This is a genomic window from Micromonospora sp. FIMYZ51, assembly GCF_038246755.1.
Classification (GTDB): Bacteria; Actinomycetota; Actinomycetes; order Mycobacteriales; family Micromonosporaceae; genus Micromonospora.
The window spans coordinates 3,960,463-3,976,521 of sequence record NZ_CP134706.1; the positions used below are offsets into that span (position 1 = coordinate 3,960,463).

Below are 16,059 nucleotides of genomic sequence, written 5' to 3' on the forward strand. Positions count from 1 at the left end.
AGGGCGGGCCTGCGGCATGCGGCGGGTCAGGGACTGGCGGCGAGGAAGACGAAGGCGGCGAGCAGCACCAGGTGCACGCCGCCCTGGAGCAGGGTGGCGCGACCGGGGACGACGGTGAGCACACCGGTGACGACGGTCAGCGCGAGCAGGGTGACCTGGGTGCCGCCGAGACCGAGCAGAAGCGGACCCTCCAGCCAGATGGAGACGATCGCGATGGCGGGAATGGTCAGCCCGATGCTGGCCATCGCGGAGCCGAGGGCGAGGTTGAGGCTGATCTGGACGCGGTCGCGACGCGCGGCACGGGCCGCAGCGAGGGTCTCCGGCAGCAGGACGAGCAGGGCGATGATGACGCCGACGAAGGCCGGCGGCAGGTTCACGGCGGCGACACCGATCTCGATGGCCGGCGAGACGGACTTGGCGTCCCCGACGACGGCGACCAGGGCGACCAGCAGCAGTCCGAGGCTGACCAGGGCGCGTCGGGTGGACGGCGGGTCGGCGTGCATCTCCTCCGGCAGAACCTCGCCGTCGCGGCCGACGGGAAGGAAGTAGTCGCGGTGCCGTCCGGTCTGGACGATCACGAACAGGGCGTAGAGGGCGAGCGAGACGACCGCGGCGAAGGTGAGCTGGGCGGGGCTGAACTCGGGCCCGGACCGGCCGATGGTGAAGGTCGGCACGACCAGGCTGAGCGTAGCGAGGGTGGCCACGGTGGCCAGCGCGCCGCCGGTGCCTTCCGGATTGAACACCGCCAGCCGGCGGCGTAGCGCGCCGATGAGCAGGGAGAGACCGAGAATACCGTTACAGGTGATCATCACTGCGGCGAAGACGGTGTCGCGGGCCAGCGACTGGGTCTTCTCCCCACCGCTGATCATCAGGGTGACGATCAGCGCCACCTCGATCACGGTGACCGCGACCGCGAGGACCAGGGAGCCGTACGGTTCGCCGACCTTGTGCGCGACGACCTCGGCGTGGTGCACGGCGGCCAGCACCGCGCCGGCCAGGAACACCCCGACCACGATCACCATGACCCCGCTGAGCTTCTGGTTCCAGGTCAGGAGCAGCACCACCAGGGCGGCCAGCGGCACGAACACGGTCCAGGTGGCCATGGCGCGGCGCAACGCGAACATGATCCTCATCCTGCCAGCCGTGATGATCATCAGTGGCTGAAGCGGGTCAGCGTCCCCCGATCAACCACCCGCGTCGGTGCCGACCGGGCGCTGAGTCACCGCTGCCCGGTCGGCAGCGCCGGCGCCGCCCACGGCGTCAGTCGCGCGACCTCGACGTCCGCGCGTGCCGGCGGCGGCGAACTGCCACCACGCCAGCCAGGACGACACCGGTGAGCACGCCTACCGTCGAGACGCCAACGGCCGTCAGGGTGGCGAGGGTGGCGGACCGGGGGCCGGAGAACCGAGGCGGGTCACCGATCGCGAGGGCCGGTGGCGGGTCGATCCCGGGCACCGTGCAGGTCACCTCGTACCGCCCGGCCGGATCGGCGGAAAGCCCCACCCGGCCGCGCCACCGCTCGCCGTCGACCGTCAGCTCGAACCGCCCGCCCTCCAGGTAGCTGTCTGCGTACCCGGTGATCGTCAGGCCGTCCAGCGGCGACGCGGCACAGCTGAGCTGCCCACCCGGCTCCCGGACCCACACCAGCTTCTCGTCGGCCGAGAGCGTCACGGTGACCGGCTCTCCCGCGACGACACGCTGGCCCAACTCCCCCTCGGAGCGGAGCACGATCAACATCAGCACCGCTGAGGCCAGCACACCGCCGACGGCGACCAGCGCCGCGACGACGAACCAGACCCGATGCGGCCGCAACTCGGCGGGAGCGGCAGTCGACGATGGAGACACCAAGGAATGATCCATGCCGAATCGGCGGGGCACCAGTGGCAGGGCGCCGGTGGCATCATGACAAACGCAGGGATTGACGTCCGTCGGCTTGATTGACGACGGACAAATCCGCGTACGGGGGAGAAAATCATGGATGTCTTCGGGCAGGTGGCTGACCTGTACGAGACGACCCGACCGGGCTATCCGGCAGAGATCGCCGACGCGATCGTGGCGTACCACGGTGGCCAGCCGGCGTCGGTCGTCGAGATCGGCGCGGGCACGGGCAAGGGCACCGAGGTGCTCGCCCGCATCGGCGCGCCGCTGACCTGCGTCGAGCCGGATCCGGGAATGGCGGCCAAGCTGGCCACCCGCTTCCCCGCCGCCCGCGTCGAGGCCGTCACCTTCGAGCAGTGGTCACCGCCGGCCGGCGGGGTCGGGCTACTGGCCGCCGCGATGGCCTGGCACTGGCTGGACCCGGCCACCCGCAACACCCGCGCCCGGCAGGCCCTGGCACCGGGTGGCACCCTGGCAATATTCGGACACCGCTACGACTACGCCGACGCCGACCAGCGCGCCGCGATCCAGGCCGCGCTGCACGCCGTCGACCCGACCATCGAGGAACGGCCCGCGGACTGGTTCCACCAGGACGTCCTCACCCATGGCGAGTTCACCGACGTACGCAAGACGGTGTTCCGGCAAGCCCTGCCGCTGGACAAGCAGCGTTACCTCGCCCTGATCCGCACCTTCGGCCCGTACCTCACCCGGCCACCGGAGCAGCAACAACGTGGCCTGGCCGCGCTGAGCCGGCTGGTCGACGACTTCGGCGGCACCGTCGTGCTCGACCTCCGTACCACGCTGGTGCTGGGGCGAAGGAAGGACAATGCTCGGTGACCGCTGGGGCGTGAGGCGAGAGCGAGATCCGGCGCGACTACCCCTGCGACAACTTCTCGTCCCGCCCACCCCGCAAGCCTGGCGAGGCGCGACGCTCACCAACGCCCTGCTCCGGTTCCGACCCGGAGCAGGGCAGCCGCACCCGCTGACCGGTGGCCGTTACTTGGCGTTGAAGTAGCTGGCCTCGGGGTGGTGCACGACGATCGCGTCGGTGGCCTGCTCGGGCATGAGCTGGAACTCTTCGGAGAGCTGCACGCCGATCCGCTCGGCGCCCAGCAGGTCCACGATCTTCGCCCGGTCCTCCAGGTCGGGGCAGGCCGGGTAGCCGAACGCGTACCGGCAGCCCCGGTAGTCGGTGCGCAGCAGGCCGGCCAGGTCCGCCGGGTCGTCGTCGGCGACGGTACGACCGTCGGGCAGGGTCAGCTCGGCGCGGACCCGCTTGTGCCAGTATTCGGCGAGGGCCTCGGTGAGCTGCACGGAAAGCCCGTGCACCTCCAGGTAGTCGCGGTACTCGTTGGCGGCGAAGAGCTTCGCCGCGTACTCGCTTACCGGCTGGCCGACGGTGACCAACTGCAACGCGACCACGTCCGGTTCCTCGCCCCGGGGACGGAAGAAGTCGGCCAGGCAGAGCCGCCGCTCCTGCCGCTGCCGGGGGAAGGTGAACCGGGCCCGCTCGGCGTGCCCGTTCTCGTCCAGGACCACCAGGTCGTTGCCCTCGGAGTAGGCCGGGAAGTAGCCGTACACCACGGCCGCCTCCAGCACCTGGTCGGAGATCAGGCGGTCCAGCCAGTAACGCAGCCGGGGACGGCCCTCGGTCTCCACCAGTTCCTCATAGGATGGGCCCTTGCCGCCGCGCGCACCGCGCAGCCCCCATTGGCCCATGAAGGTGGCCCGCTCGTCGAGCAGCGCCGCGTAGTCGGCCAGCGGCACGCCCTTGATCACTCGGGTGCCGTAGAACGGTGCGGCCGGCACCGGCACGTCGATCGCCACGTCGGAGCGGACCGAGGCGTCGTCGAGGTCCGGCAGCGACTCGGCGACCACGGCGCGTTGCCGTTCCCGACGGGCCCGCCGGGCCGCGAGGGCCGCCTCCCGCTCGGCGTCGATCACCGGCGCCCCACCACGCTTGGCGGTCATCACCCGGTCCATCAGGGACAGTCCCTCGAAAGCGTCCCGCGCATAGTGCACCTGGCCCGGGAACATCGACCGCAGGTCGTCCTCGACGTACGCCCGGGTCAGCGCCGCCCCGCCGAGCAGGACCGGCCAGCGCTCCGCGACCCCGCGCGAAGCCATCTCGGCCAGGTTCTCCTTCATGATGACCGTGCTCTTGACCAGCAGGCCGGACATGCCGATGGCATCGGCCCGGTGCTGCTCGGCGGCGTCGAGGATGGCGGCGATCGGCTGCTTGATGCCGATGTTCACCACCTCGTAGCCGTTGTTGGAGAGGATGATGTCGACCAGGTTCTTGCCGATGTCGTGCACGTCGCCCTTGACAGTGGCGAGCACGATGCGACCCTTGCCGCCGTCGTCGGCCTTCTCCATGTGCGGTTCGAGGTACGCCACCGCGGTCTTCATCACCTCGGCGGACTGGAGCACGAACGGCAGCTGCATCTGGCCGGAGCCGAACAGCTCGCCGACCACCTTCATGCCATCGAGCAGGATGTCGTTGATGATGAGCAGCGGCGCGGTGCCGGCGGCCATCGCCGCGTCCAGGTCGGCCTCCAGGCCGTTGCGCTCGCCGTCGATGATCCGCCGCTTGAGACGCTCGTTCAGCGGCAGGGCGGCCAGTTCCTCCGCCCGGGTGGCCCGGGCCGAGGCGGCGTCCACTCCCTCGAAGATCTCGATGAACCGCTGGACCGGGTCGTAGCCCTCCCGGCGGCGGTCGTAGACCAGGTCGAGGGCCACCTCGCGCTGCTGGTCGGGGATCTTCGACATCGGCAGAATCTTGCTGGCGTGCACGATCGCCGAGGTGAGCCCCGCCTGCACGCACTCGTGCAGGAAGACCGAGTTGAGCACCTGCCGGGCCGCCGGGTTCAGCCCGAAGGAGACGTTCGAGATGCCGAGGGTGAAGTTCACCCCGGGCCAGCGGCGGGCGATCTCCCGGATCGCCTCGATGGTCTCGATGCCGTCGCGGCGGGTCTCCTCCTGACCGGTGGCGATCGGGAAGGTCAACGCGTCGATGAGAATGTCGGAACGGCGCAGTCCCCATCGCTCGGTGAGGTCACCGATCAGCCGCCCGGCGACGCGTACCTTCCACTCGGCCGTGCGGGCCTGGCCCTCCTCGTCGATGAGCAGCGCGACCACCGCGGCGCCGTGCTCGGCGACCACCGGCATCACCCGCGCGTAGCGGGATTCCGGGCCGTCGCCGTCCTCGAAGTTGACCGAGTTGACCACGCACCGGCCACCGAGCATCTCCAGCCCGGCCTCGATCACCGCCGGCTCGGTCGAGTCCAACATGATCGGCAAGGTGGACGCGGTGGCGAACCGACCCGCCAGCTCGCGCATGTCGGTGGTGCCGTCCCGGCCGACGTAGTCGACGCAGAGGTCCAGCAGGTGCGAGCCGTCGCGGGCCTGGCTGCGGGCGATCTCCACGCAGGACTGCCAGTCGGCGGCGAGCATCGCCTCGCGGAACGCCTTGGAGCCGTTGGCGTTGGTCCGCTCCCCCACCATCAGCACGCTGGCGTCCTGGGCGAACGGCACGTGGTGGTAGATCGAGGAGACACCCGCATCGGTACGCGGCTCGCGCGGGCCCGGCCGGGAACCACTGAGCCGTTCGGCGAGCAGCCGGATGTGCTCCGGAGTCGTGCCGCAACAGCCGCCGACCAGGGAGACGCCGTACTCGGTGACGAACCGTTCCAGGGCGTCGGCCAACTCCACCGGGGTCAACGGGTAGACCGCGCCGTCGGCGGTGAGCTGCGGCAGGCCGGCGTTCGGCATCACCGACAGCGGGACGCTGGCGTGCTGGGAGAGGTAGCGCAGGTGCTCGCTCATCTCGGTCGGCCCGGTGGCGCAGTTCAGCCCGATCAGGTCGACGCCGAGCGGCTCGATCGCGGTCAACGCGGCACCGATCTCGCTGCCCAGCAGCATGGTGCCGGTGGTCTCCACGGTGACGTGGCAGATCAGCGGGACCCGCTGGCCCAGCTCCGCCATGGCTCGGCGCGAGCCGACCACCGCGGCCTTGACCTGGAGCAGGTCCTGGCAGGTCTCCACGATCAGGGCGTCCGCGCCGCCCTCGATCAGACCGGCGGCGTTCTCCTGGTAGGCGTCGCGCAGCGTGGCGTAGGCGGCGTGGCCGAGGGTGGGCAGCTTCGTGCCGGGGCCGATCGAGCCGAGGACGAATCGGGGTCGCTCGGGCGTGGCGTACGCGTCGGCCGCCTCCCGGGCGATCCGGGCACCGGCCGCCGACAACTCCCGGATCCGGTGCTGGATGTCGTACTCGCCGAGATTGGCCAGGTTGGCGCCGAAGGTGTTCGTCTCCACACAGTCCGCGCCGGCGACGAGGTACGCCTCGTGCACCCCGCGTACGACGTCGGGGCGGGTGACGTTGAGGATCTCGTTGCACCCCTCAAGGCCATCGAAGTCGTCCAGGGTCAGCTCCGCGGCCTGGAGCATCGTCCCCATCGCCCCGTCGGTGACGAGGATCCGGTCTGCCAGCGCGTCGAGCAACGAAGTCCGCACATTGACAGGTTAGTCCGCAGAACCGGGCCACTGAGTCCCCGCGCGGGCCCGTCCCACATCGTGTCACTGGATCACGCTGTCCCATTCTGCGGCGCTATGCCAGCAAATCGGAAAGGATCTAGGTCCCCTTGCCGAGGAAGGCCGGACCGGGCCCGGCCACGATCCGGCGCGGCCGACGGGCCACCTTCCCGCGCGGCACGTAGGCTGACTGATGTGAGGGACTACAGCGACACCACCATGCACGGCGGGCAGACGACCGGGGCCGGTCCCGGCGTCGCCGGTGACGAGTGGGTGAGGTGACGGCGTGACCGAATTCGACGGACTGCCGGTGCTGCGGTCTCCGGTGGCGATCGCCGCGTTCGAGGGATGGAACGACGCCGCCGATGCCTCGACCGCCGCGGTCGAGCACCTGGAGCAGGTGTGGCAGGCCCGGCCGATCACCGAGTTGGACCCGGAGGACTTCTACGACTTCCAGGTCAGCCGGCCCACCATCGCGATGTCGGAGGGTGCCACCCGCCGGGTGGAGTGGCCGACGACCCGGTTCACCGTGGCCAGCCCGTCCGGCACGGACCGGGACGTGGTGCTGATCCGGGGCATCGAGCCGAGCATGCGCTGGCGCACCTTCTGCGAGCAGGTGCTGGAGATCTGCCACAGCCTGGAGGTGGAGCGGGTGGTGCTGCTCGGCGCGCTGCTGGCCGACGTGCCCTACACCCGACCGCTACCGATCAGCGGCAGCGCCTCCGACGCCGACGCCGCCAAGCGCTACCAGCTCACCCCGACCCGCTACGACGGGCCGACCGGCATCGTCGGCGTGCTACACGACGCCTGCACTCGCGCCGAGGTCGACGCGGTCTCGTTCTGGGTGCACGTGCCGCACTACGCCAACAACCCGCCCTGCCCGAAGGCGACCCTCGCCCTGCTGCACCGGGTCGAGGAAGTGGTAGACCTACCGGTGCCGATGGCCGACCTGGCCGAGGAGGCCGCCGAGTGGGAACAGCGGGTACGCAGCGCCGCCGAGCAGGACGCCGAGCTCGGCGAGTACGTGCGTGAGCTTGAGGAACGCGTCGGCGACGCGGGCATCACCCCGTTGACCGGGGACGAGATCGCCCAGGAGTTCGAGAAGTACCTGCGCCGTCGGGGCGGTTCCGCCGGTCCTACGGCCGGCTCCTGGTAACCCCTTCCCCAGTTCCACTCTGCGGGGCCCGGGCGTGCTGCCCGGGCCCCGTTCCGGGTGCCCGTGACGGGGACGCGCGTGACCGGTGACGTCGCCATGTCGACCTCACCGGTCACCGCCACCCGGAGGTGGTCGCCGGGGACGCATTGCGGAGCGATGTGTCGGAACACGCGCGTGATGAGTGGCGGGGACACGCCGCGTAGGGCATCCTAGGAACCTAGTTGTCAGGAGGCGAACATGCAGATCAATCCGGGCGCGGCAGAGTTCCCGCACCGGCAGATCGCCGCGCAGCTCAAGGCCCAGATCCGGCGCGGCGACTGGGGGCCGGGTGAGCGCCTGCCATCGATCCCGGCGATCGCGGAGATGTTCGGCGTGGCGAAGCAGACCGTGCAGCGCGCCGTCGACCAGTTGCGGGTCGAGGGCATCCTGATCACCAAGCCCGGCTCCGGTACGTACGTGCGGGGCACCCGGCGGCGACTCAACCGCCTCTCCCGGGGCCGCTACGGCGGCTTCCGCGGCTACCACACCGATCTGGCCGCCCGGTACCGGCAGCAACTGGTCTCGGTGGGCCGCTCCCCCGCCCCGCCCGAGGTCGCCGACGCCTTCGGCGTACCGGACGGCACCGAGTTGCTCTGCCGACGCCACCTGGTCCGCACCGAAGACTCACCGGTCGAGGTCGGCGCCTCCTGGTTTCTGCCCGCCGACACCGCCGGCACCTCGCTGGAACGGGCCGAGGCGTTCGGCCGTCCGCTCTACCAGGAGGCCGAGGAGGCCACCGGCCGGCAGTACGCGACAGCCACCGACACCATCACGGCACGCCAGCCCAGCCGGGAGGAGGCGGAAACCCTCCAGATCCGGCCGGACACTCCCGTCCTGCACCTGCTGCACGTGGCGTACGACGCACGGCACAAGCCGATCGAGGTGGCCCAGGCGACCTGGCCCGGCCCGGTCACCACGCTGACCGAGGAGTACCGGATCCCCGCCCCGGCCGCCTCTGACGACCCCGACCCGGGCCTCGTCCTCGGCTGACCGATCCCCCGCCGTCCCACGATCGGGCGCCTTCGTCGCCGGATCAGCCGCATGGGCCGCAGCACCGCGACCAGAAGGCACGATCGCGGGCACTCGGCGGGGCGGAGGGTGGTCAGAGGCGGATGCCCAGGAGGGTGTCCAGGGTGGCGGCGAAGAGGGCGGGAGCAGCGGGGTCGGCGGGAGCGCCGGCAGGCAGCCGCTCGATCTGCTCGGCCCACTCGTCAGCCAGCCGCAGGGCACCTGGCGAGTCGAGGTCGTCGCTCAGGCGGTCGCGTACGCCCGCCAGGAACGCCTCCCCGGACGGCCCGGCGGGTGCGGCGGCGGCTCGGCGCCAGCGGCCCAGCCGTTCCTCGGCGGCGGCCAGCAGGTCGTCGGTCCACGACCGGTCGGCGCGGTAGTGGCCGGCGAGCAACGCCAGCCGCACCGCCATCGGGTCGACCTTGTCGGCGCGCAGCCGGGAGACGAACACCAGGTTGCCGCGCGACTTGGACATCTTCTCGCCGTCCAGGCCGATCATTCCGGCGTGCACGTAGTGCCGGGAAAAGGGTGCCTGGCCGGTCAGCCGCTCGGCGTGCGCGGCGGAACACTCGTGGTGCGGGTAGAGCAGATCGTTGCCGCCGCCCTGCACGTCGATGGTGGAGCCGAGCAGGCCCAGGGCGATCACCGCGCACTCGATGTGCCAGCCCGGCCGGCCCGGCCCGAGGTCGCCGCCGGGCCAGGAGGGTTCCCCCTCGCGAGCACCGCGCCACAGCAGCGGATCGAGCGGATCGCGCTTGCCGGGCCGGTCCGGGTCACCACCGCGCTCGGGGAAGATCTTCAGCATCTCGTCGCGGGACAGGTTCGACTCGTAGCCGAAGCGCGGCGCGACCGAGAGGTCGAAGTAGATGTCGCCGGTGCCGTCGTCCAGGCGGTACGCGGCGCCCTCCTTGAGCAGCAGCAGCACCTTCTCGGCGATGTCCGGAATCGACTCGACGGCGCCGACGTAGTGCTCCGGCGGGATGATCCGCAACGCCTCCATGTCCTCGCGGAACAACGCCGTCTCCCGCATCGCCAGGACCTTCCAGTCCTCGCCGTCTCGCGCGGCCCGCTCCAGCAGCGGATCGTCGATGTCGGTGACGTTCTGCACGTACCGCACCTGGTGGCCCGCGTCGCGCCACATCCGCTGCACCAGGTCAAAGGTGATCATGGTGGCGGCGTGCCCCAGATGGGTGGCGTCGTACGGGGTGATGCCGCAGACGTACATCGTCGCGACGCCATCGGGTTCGGTCGGGTGCACACCCTGGCGTGCCGAGTCGTACAACCTCAGCGGCCCACTCCTGCCCGGCAACCGTGGCACCTCGTGCCCCACCCAAGACTCCATGTCCGCCAGCCTAACCAGCGGCCGGGCACCCGTACGCGGGGCCGCCAGTGATCAACGCCTCAGGCCACCGCTACACAGGTGGCCATGGCACGGCCGGCCAGTCCGGGGACGGCTGCGGGAACCGGCCGGCGGTACGCAACCGGTCGATCCGGGCCGCCAGTTCGGCGATCTCGCCGATGGTGAGGTGCTCGGCCAGCTCGTCGCCGAGCGGACCGGCGACCTGGTGGGCGAGCCGGTCGAGCGTCTCGACCGCGTCATCGGGCAGCGGCCGGCCGGCCCAGCCCCAGAGCACCGTGCGTAGCTTCTCCTCGATGTGGAAGCTCACCCCGTGGTCGACACCGTAGATGCGGTCGTTCGGGCCGACCAGGACGTGCCCACCCTTGCGGTCCGCGTTGTTGATCACTGCGTCGAAGAGCGCGAGCCGGGCCAGCCGCGGATCGTCCGCGTGCGCCAGGGCGTACGGGTTGCCGTCGTCGTCGCGGGCCGCCGCGATCGGGAACCAGCGGGGCGGCAGCTCGTCGGCCGGTACGAAGGCGACAAGCGGTTCGGCGTCCGCCGGCTCGTCGATCCAGAGCTGACAGGAACCCGGGCCGAAGGGGCCCGGCCGCAGCACCGTCGGTGGCACCAGGTCCCAACCGGTGGCCGCAGAGACCAGGTACGCGGCCACCTCGCGGCCGGCCAGCGTACCGTCCGGGAAGTCCCACAGCGGTCGCTCGCCGCGTACCGGCTTGTAGACGCACCGGGCGGTCGCACCCGGCAGGGTCAGCACGCCGCGCAGGGTGGTGTTCGACGCGTCGACCAGACGCCCCTCGATCGACAGCTCGCCGTCGCGCAGCAGGCGCAGCGCGGCGGCACCATCGCGCCGGGGTGCCAGGCCGGACGAGGTCACCGGTGGTAGCCGTTGTTCCGGGGGCAGAGGTGACCGGCCGGATCGAGCGGCTGGCCGCAGAGCGGGCAGGGGGGACGACCGGCGTTCACCACCCGGCGGGCCCGTTCGATGAACTCGCGGGTCGCCGCCGGGGTCAACCGCACCCGGAGCCGGTCGAGGTCCTCGTCGGGCTCCACGTCGTCGGCCTCGTCCTCCTCCGACTCGCCCAGCTCGATCTCGGCCTCCGCCTCGCCGACCGCGATCGCCTCGATCACCACGGTCGCGGTGTCCGCGTCGAAGGCCAGGCCCAGCGTGCCGACCCGGAACTCCTCGTCGACCGGCGTCTCCAGCGGGTCGTTGTCGCCGAGCGAGACCGGCGCTTCGGGCAACTCGACCCCGAACCGTCGCTGCGCCTCGGTGAGCAGTTCCTCCAGCTTCTCGGCGAGCAGGGAGACCTGGACCTTCTCCAGCGCGACGCTGACCAGCCGGCCGCCGCCGCGCGCCTGGAGGAAGAACGTGCGCTCCCCCGGCGGCCCGACGGTCCCGGCGACGAACCGCTCCGGCGGCTCGAAGGCGTGCACCTGGTGGGTCATACCAAAGACCCTATCCGGCGCTTCCGCGTACCGCGCACCCCACCGACCCGAATCGCGGCCCGCTGACCCGGCGCGGCCTGGCCCACCCGGCCGCTGCCGGCCCGGGTCGACTCACCGGGGTGCTCCCGCACCGCCGCCGACCGCGGCATCCGAGTCCGCCGGGCGGCCGGAGCGCCGACGCCGCTTGCGCGGCGGCGGGACCAGGCCGCTCAGGTCACCCCCGATGTCGTTGAGCCGGACCAGGAAGGGACGCAGCGGGGTGTAGCGGATCGCCGTCACCGAAGCCGGGTCCACCACGATCCGCTGAAAGAGATCCAGGTGTACGCCGAGCGCGTCGGCGACAATGGCCTTGATCACATCGCCGTGGCTGCACGCCAGCCAGACCGCCTCGGGCCCGTGCTCGGCGGTCAACCGGGCGTCCCAGGCGCGTACCGCGGCGACCGCGCGGGCCGCCATCTGCGCCATCGACTCCCCCTCGGGAAAGACCGCCGCACTCGGGTGCTGCTGTACCACCGGCCAGAGCGGCTCCTTGGCCAGCTTCTTCAGCGGCTGCCCCTCCCAGCTGCCGTACCCGCATTCGATCAGCCCCTCCTCGACCACCGGCGACGCCTGCGGCAGCGCCAGTTGGAGGGTCTGCCGACAGCGGATCAGCGGACTGGTCACCACCGCCGCCAGCGGCACCGGCCGCAGTCGTTCGCCCACCGCGCCGGCCTGGGCCCGGCCGGTCTCGTCCAACTCGACCGGCTGCCGGCCAGCCAGCCCACCATCGGCGTTGGCGGTGGTACGTCCGTGCCGCAGGAGCAAGAGGGTCGCCACACCGACCACCCTAGGCCCCCCGTACCGACCACGTACGTGTCCCGCCACCCACCGCCGACGCGATACCCGCGACGCGATACCGGGCGACGCGATACCGGGCGACCGACCGCACGATCCGGCAGCCGCGCGGCGCGGTACGCCGTAGCACGGCACGGCACGGCGCGGTACGCCGTAGCACGGCACGGCACGGCGCGCGGTACGCGGTAGCACGGCACGGCACGGCGCGCGGTACGCGGTAGCACGGCACGGCACGGCGCGCGGTACGCGGTAGCACGGCACGGCACGGCGCGCGGTACGCGGTAGCACGGCACGGCACGGCGCGCGGTACGCGGTAGCACGGCACGGCACGGCGCGCGGTACGCGGTAGCACGGCACGGCACGGCGCGCGGTACGCGGTAGCACGGCACGGCACGGCGCGGCGCGGCACGGCACGGCGCGGCACGGCACGGCGCGGCACGGCACGGCACGGCACGGCACGGCACGGCGCGGCACGGCACGGCGCGGCACGGCACGGCACGGCGCGGCACGGCACGGCACGGCGCGGCACGGCACGGCGCGGCACGGCACGGCGCGGCACGGCACGGCACGGCGCGGCACGGCACGGCACGGCGCGGCACGGCACGGCACGGCACGGCACGGCACGGCGCGGTGCGGTGCGCCGTGCGTGGTGCGGTGCGCGCCGTGCGTGGTGCGGTGCGCGGTGTCGGCGACACGCGGTGCGGCGCGGTGCGCGGTGCGTCGTGCGCGGTAGCGCGGTGGTGTTAAAAGGGGGCCCCTGCTATGCACGAGGCGTTAATAAGGGGCCCTTCCTTACACCTCAGGTGGCGCTGATGGTGCCGGTGAGCAGGAGGGCGAGGACGAGGGTGCCGACCGCGACCCGGTAGAGCACGAAGATGTACAGGGTGTGGTGCGCGACGTAGCGCAGCAGCCAGGCGATGGCGGCGTACCCGACCGCGAAGGCGATCAGGGTGGCGACCACCATCTGCGCGACGGAGGGCACCGAGGTGCCGGGGGCCGCTGGTTCGAAGACGTCGCCCAGGCTGAAGATGCCGGACATCACCACGGCCGGGATGGCCAGCAGGAACGAGTAGCGGGCCGCGGTCTCCCGGGTGAGGTTGAGGAAGAGGCCGAAGGTGAGCGTCGCGCCGGAGCGGGAGACGCCGGGGATCAGCGCCAGCGCCTGGGCGAAGCCCATCACCACGCCGTCGCGCATCCGGAAGTCGCGCAGGGTCCGGGTCTGCCGGCCCCAGTACTCGGCGAAGGCGAGCACGAAGGCGAAGACGATCAGGGTGGTGGCCACCACCCAGAGGTTGCGGGCGGTCTCCCGGATCTGGTCCTTGAACAGGAACCCGAAGGCGCCGATCGGGATGGACCCGACGATCACGTACCAGCCCATCCGGTAGTCGAGGCTGCTACGTACCGAGGAGTCCCAGATGCCGACGACCCAGGTCCGGCCGATGCGCCAGATGTCCTTGGCGAAGTAGAGCAGTACCGCCGCCTCGGTGCCCAGTTGGGTGACTGCGGTGAAGGAGGCGCCAGCGTCGCGCTCGAAGAAGATCGCCGAGGTGATCCGCAGGTGCCCCGACGAGCTGACCGGCAGGAACTCGGTCAGGCCCTGGACGATGCCCAGGACGATGGCTTCGATCCAGGTCACTCCCCGACTCCCGAGAGTTCCAGTGCCTCGGCGACGGTCCGCAGGGTCCGCACCCCGTTTTCGCGGTCGGCGGTGAAGAGGGTCACCGAGAGGGTGGTCACCCCGGCCTCGGCGAAGTGCCGCATCCGCTCGGCGATGCGCTCCTTGGGACCGAGCAGGGAGGTCCGGTCGATGAACTCCAGCGGCACCGCGGCGGCGGCGTCGCGCTGCCGCTTGGCCAGGTAGAGATCCTGCACCTCGCGGGCGGCGTCGCCGTAGCCCATCCGGGTGGCCAACTGGTTGTAGAAGTTCTGCTGCCGGCTGCCCATGCCGCCGACGTAGAGGGCCGCGTACCAGCGGACCAGTTCGGCGCAGGAGGCGACGTCCTCGCCGACCACGACCGGCACGGAGGGCACCACGTCGAAGCCGGCCAGTTCCTTGCCGACCTTGGCCCGGCCGGCGCTTACCGCCGCGAGCTGCTCGTCGGCGAACTCGGGGGCGAAGAAGACGGCCAGCCAGCCATCGGCGATCTCGCCGGCCAGCTCCAGGTTCTTCGGCCCGACCGCGGCCAGGTAGGTGGGGATGTGCTCGCGCGGCGGGTGGAATCCCAACCGCAGCGCCTTGCCGGGCCCGTCGGGCAGCGGCAGGGTGTAGAACTCGCCGTCGTAGGCGACCTCCTTGCGGGCCACCGCCAGCTTCACGATCTCCACGTACTCCCGGGTGCGCGCCAGCGGCTTGCCGAAGCGTACGCCGTGCCAGCCCTCGGAAACCTGCGGACCGGACACCCCGAGGCCGAGGCGGAACCGGCCACCGGAGATCGCGTCGATGGTCGCCGCAGTCATCGCGGTCATCGCGGGCGTACGGGCGGGGATCTGCATCACCGCGCTGCCGACGTCGATCCGCTCGGTCTGCCCGGCGATGTAGGCGAGCATGCTCGGCGAGTCAGAGCCGTACGCCTCCGCCGCCCACACCACCGAGTAGCCGAGCCGGTCCGCCTCCTGAGCCAGGGCCAGGTGGTCGGCCGGTGTGCTCCACGCTGTCTGGTATCCGAGGCTTAGCCCGAGTCGCACAGAGTCCTCCCCCATCCGCAGTCGCATCAGGTTACGCAATGCCGGCGGAGGGAAGGATCACCGGCTCACCCGGAATCGCCGGCAGACTCGACGGGAGCGAGGATATCGGTCCGGCCAGGTTCGAAATAAGGTTCACCCATGCAGCAGCGACCGCTCGGCCGAAGCGGGCTGGCGGTTTCCCGGCTCGCGCTCGGCACCATGACCTGGGGCCGGGACACCGACGCCGACGACGCGGCGGCGCAACTGAAGAGTTACCTCGACGCGGGCGGCAACCTGATCGACACGGCCGACGTGTACGGCGACGGCGACGCCGAGTCGGTGATCGGCTCGCTGCTGGGCACCCTGGTGCCGCGTGAGGATCTGCTCATCGCCACGAAGGCGGGATTGCGTCCGGGCGGGGCACGGCGTCGGGACAACTCCCGGGGGCATCTGCTGCGCACCCTGGACGCCTCGCTGCGCCGGCTGGGCACCGATCACGTCGACCTGTTCCAGGTGCACTGCTACGACCCGCAGACCCCGCTGGAGGAGACCCTGGCCGCGCTGGACCACGCGGTGGCCAGTGGCCGGGTCCGCTACATCGGGGTGTCCAACTTCTCCGGCTGGCAGACCGCCCGGGCAGCGGCCTGGCAGGCGGCCTGGCCGGGGCGGACACCTGTGGTCGCCGCCCAGGTGGAGTACTCGCTGCTGGAGCGGGGGGTGGAGCGGGAGGTGCTGCCGGCCTGCGAGGCGCTCGGGCTGGGGGTGCTGCCCTGGTCGCCGCTGGGCCGGGGGGTGCTCACCGGCAAGTACCGGCACGGGCGGCCGGCGGATTCCCGGGCGGTATCGCCGCATTTCGAGCGCTTCGTCGCCACCTACCTGGAGCCGCGCTGCTCCAGCATCGTGGAGGCGGTGGCGACCGCCGCGAGCGGACTCGGGGTGTCGCCGCTGGAGGTGGCGCTGGCCTGGATCCGGGACCGCCCGGGGGTGACCGCGCCGATCCTCGGCGCACGCACCGCCGGGCAACTGCTCGGTGCGCTCCAGGTGGAGCGGATGACCCTGCCCGAAGAGATCACCACGGCGCTGGACGACGTCTCGGCGTTGGAGGTCGGCTACCCCGAGCGCGACGGCTGAGCGGCGACCGCGCCGG

13 protein-coding genes are annotated in these 16,059 nt (G+C 71.7%); 4 read left to right on the forward strand and 9 right to left on the reverse strand.

Annotated features, from left to right (window positions below):
* Nucleotides 1-26: 26 nt before the first annotated feature.
* The gene (locus QQG74_RS18015; protein ID WP_341721274.1) at nucleotides 27-1,124 is read right to left on the reverse strand and encodes an ionic transporter y4hA; all 1,098 of its coding nucleotides are present in this window, start codon (nucleotides 1,122-1,124) and stop codon (nucleotides 27-29) included.
* A gap of 136 nt (nucleotides 1,125-1,260) precedes the next feature.
* Entirely contained in the window at nucleotides 1,261-1,845 is a 585-nt protein-coding gene (locus QQG74_RS18020) for a hypothetical protein (RefSeq protein ID WP_341715933.1), read from the reverse strand.
* Between the two features lie 129 nt (nucleotides 1,846-1,974).
* Between QQG74_RS18020 and QQG74_RS18025 the strand changes: the two genes are divergently transcribed.
* Nucleotides 1,975-2,715, forward strand: a complete 741-nt coding sequence (locus QQG74_RS18025) for a methyltransferase domain-containing protein (protein ID WP_341715934.1) — start codon at nucleotides 1,975-1,977, stop codon at nucleotides 2,713-2,715.
* A 159-nt stretch (nucleotides 2,716-2,874) separates the two neighbouring features.
* Here QQG74_RS18025 and metH read toward each other — a convergent pair whose 3' ends face one another.
* Complete coding sequence (metH, locus tag QQG74_RS18030; protein ID WP_341715935.1) at nucleotides 2,875-6,390, reverse strand: methionine synthase; 3,516 nt, start codon at nucleotides 6,388-6,390, stop codon at nucleotides 2,875-2,877.
* A gap of 304 nt (nucleotides 6,391-6,694) precedes the next feature.
* Here metH and QQG74_RS18035 point away from each other — a divergent pair, with 304 nt between their 5' ends.
* Complete coding sequence (locus tag QQG74_RS18035) at nucleotides 6,695-7,564, forward strand: PAC2 family protein (RefSeq protein WP_341715936.1); 870 nt, start codon at nucleotides 6,695-6,697, stop codon at nucleotides 7,562-7,564.
* Nucleotides 7,565-7,801: 237 nt separating this feature from the next.
* Nucleotides 7,802-8,593 (forward strand): GntR family transcriptional regulator, encoded by a 792-nt coding sequence (locus QQG74_RS18040; protein ID WP_341715937.1) that lies wholly within the window; start codon nucleotides 7,802-7,804, stop codon nucleotides 8,591-8,593.
* 112 nt (nucleotides 8,594-8,705) lie between these two features.
* On the opposite strand, the gene mshC is transcribed toward QQG74_RS18040, so the two are convergent.
* The 6 genes from mshC to QQG74_RS18070 form a co-directional block, all read right to left on the reverse strand.
* Nucleotides 8,706-9,953: a cysteine--1-D-myo-inosityl 2-amino-2-deoxy-alpha-D-glucopyranoside ligase gene (gene mshC, locus QQG74_RS18045; protein WP_341715938.1), complete on the reverse strand. Its 1,248-nt coding sequence runs from the start codon at nucleotides 9,951-9,953 to the stop codon at nucleotides 8,706-8,708.
* Nucleotides 9,954-10,023: 70 nt separating this feature from the next.
* Complete coding sequence (locus QQG74_RS18050; protein ID WP_341715939.1) at nucleotides 10,024-10,842, reverse strand: SCO1664 family protein; 819 nt, start codon at nucleotides 10,840-10,842, stop codon at nucleotides 10,024-10,026.
* Complete coding sequence (locus QQG74_RS18055) at nucleotides 10,839-11,414, reverse strand: DUF3090 domain-containing protein (RefSeq protein WP_341715940.1); 576 nt, start codon at nucleotides 11,412-11,414, stop codon at nucleotides 10,839-10,841. The genes QQG74_RS18050 and QQG74_RS18055 overlap by 4 nt, the downstream gene beginning before the upstream one ends.
* Before the next feature lie 111 nt (nucleotides 11,415-11,525).
* On the reverse strand, nucleotides 11,526-12,239 hold the full coding sequence (locus QQG74_RS18060; protein WP_341715941.1) for a histidine phosphatase family protein: 714 nt from the start codon (nucleotides 12,237-12,239) through the stop codon (nucleotides 11,526-11,528).
* 808 nt (nucleotides 12,240-13,047) lie between these two features.
* A complete protein-coding gene (locus QQG74_RS18065; protein WP_341715942.1) occupies nucleotides 13,048-13,884 on the reverse strand; it encodes an undecaprenyl-diphosphate phosphatase in 837 nt (278 codons plus the stop codon).
* Entirely contained in the window at nucleotides 13,881-14,933 is a 1,053-nt protein-coding gene (locus QQG74_RS18070) for an LLM class F420-dependent oxidoreductase (protein WP_341715943.1), read from the reverse strand. The genes QQG74_RS18065 and QQG74_RS18070 overlap by 4 nt, the downstream gene beginning before the upstream one ends.
* A gap of 138 nt (nucleotides 14,934-15,071) precedes the next feature.
* Between QQG74_RS18070 and QQG74_RS18075 the strand changes: the two genes are divergently transcribed.
* Nucleotides 15,072-16,043, forward strand: coding sequence for an aldo/keto reductase (locus QQG74_RS18075; RefSeq protein ID WP_341715944.1), 972 nt, complete (start codon nucleotides 15,072-15,074; stop codon nucleotides 16,041-16,043).
* The last annotated feature ends 16 nt before the right edge of the window (nucleotides 16,044-16,059 follow it).

What these genes read in the sequence shown, in the direction of transcription:
- QQG74_RS18015 (WP_341721274.1), bottom strand. Translation starts at nt 1,124, where the DNA reads ATGTTCGCGTTGCGCCGCGCCATGGCCACCTGGACCGTGTTCGTGCCG.
- QQG74_RS18025 (WP_341715934.1), top strand. Translation starts at nt 1,975, where the DNA reads ATGGATGTCTTCGGGCAGGTGGCTGACCTGTACGAGACGACCCGACCG.
- QQG74_RS18040 (WP_341715937.1), top strand. Translation starts at nt 7,802, where the DNA reads ATGCAGATCAATCCGGGCGCGGCAGAGTTCCCGCACCGGCAGATCGCC.
- mshC (WP_341715938.1), bottom strand. Translation starts at nt 9,953, where the DNA reads ATGGAGTCTTGGGTGGGGCACGAGGTGCCACGGTTGCCGGGCAGGAGT.
- QQG74_RS18055 (WP_341715940.1), bottom strand. Translation starts at nt 11,414, where the DNA reads ATGACCCACCAGGTGCACGCCTTCGAGCCGCCGGAGCGGTTCGTCGCC.
- QQG74_RS18075 (WP_341715944.1), top strand. Translation starts at nt 15,072, where the DNA reads ATGCAGCAGCGACCGCTCGGCCGAAGCGGGCTGGCGGTTTCCCGGCTC.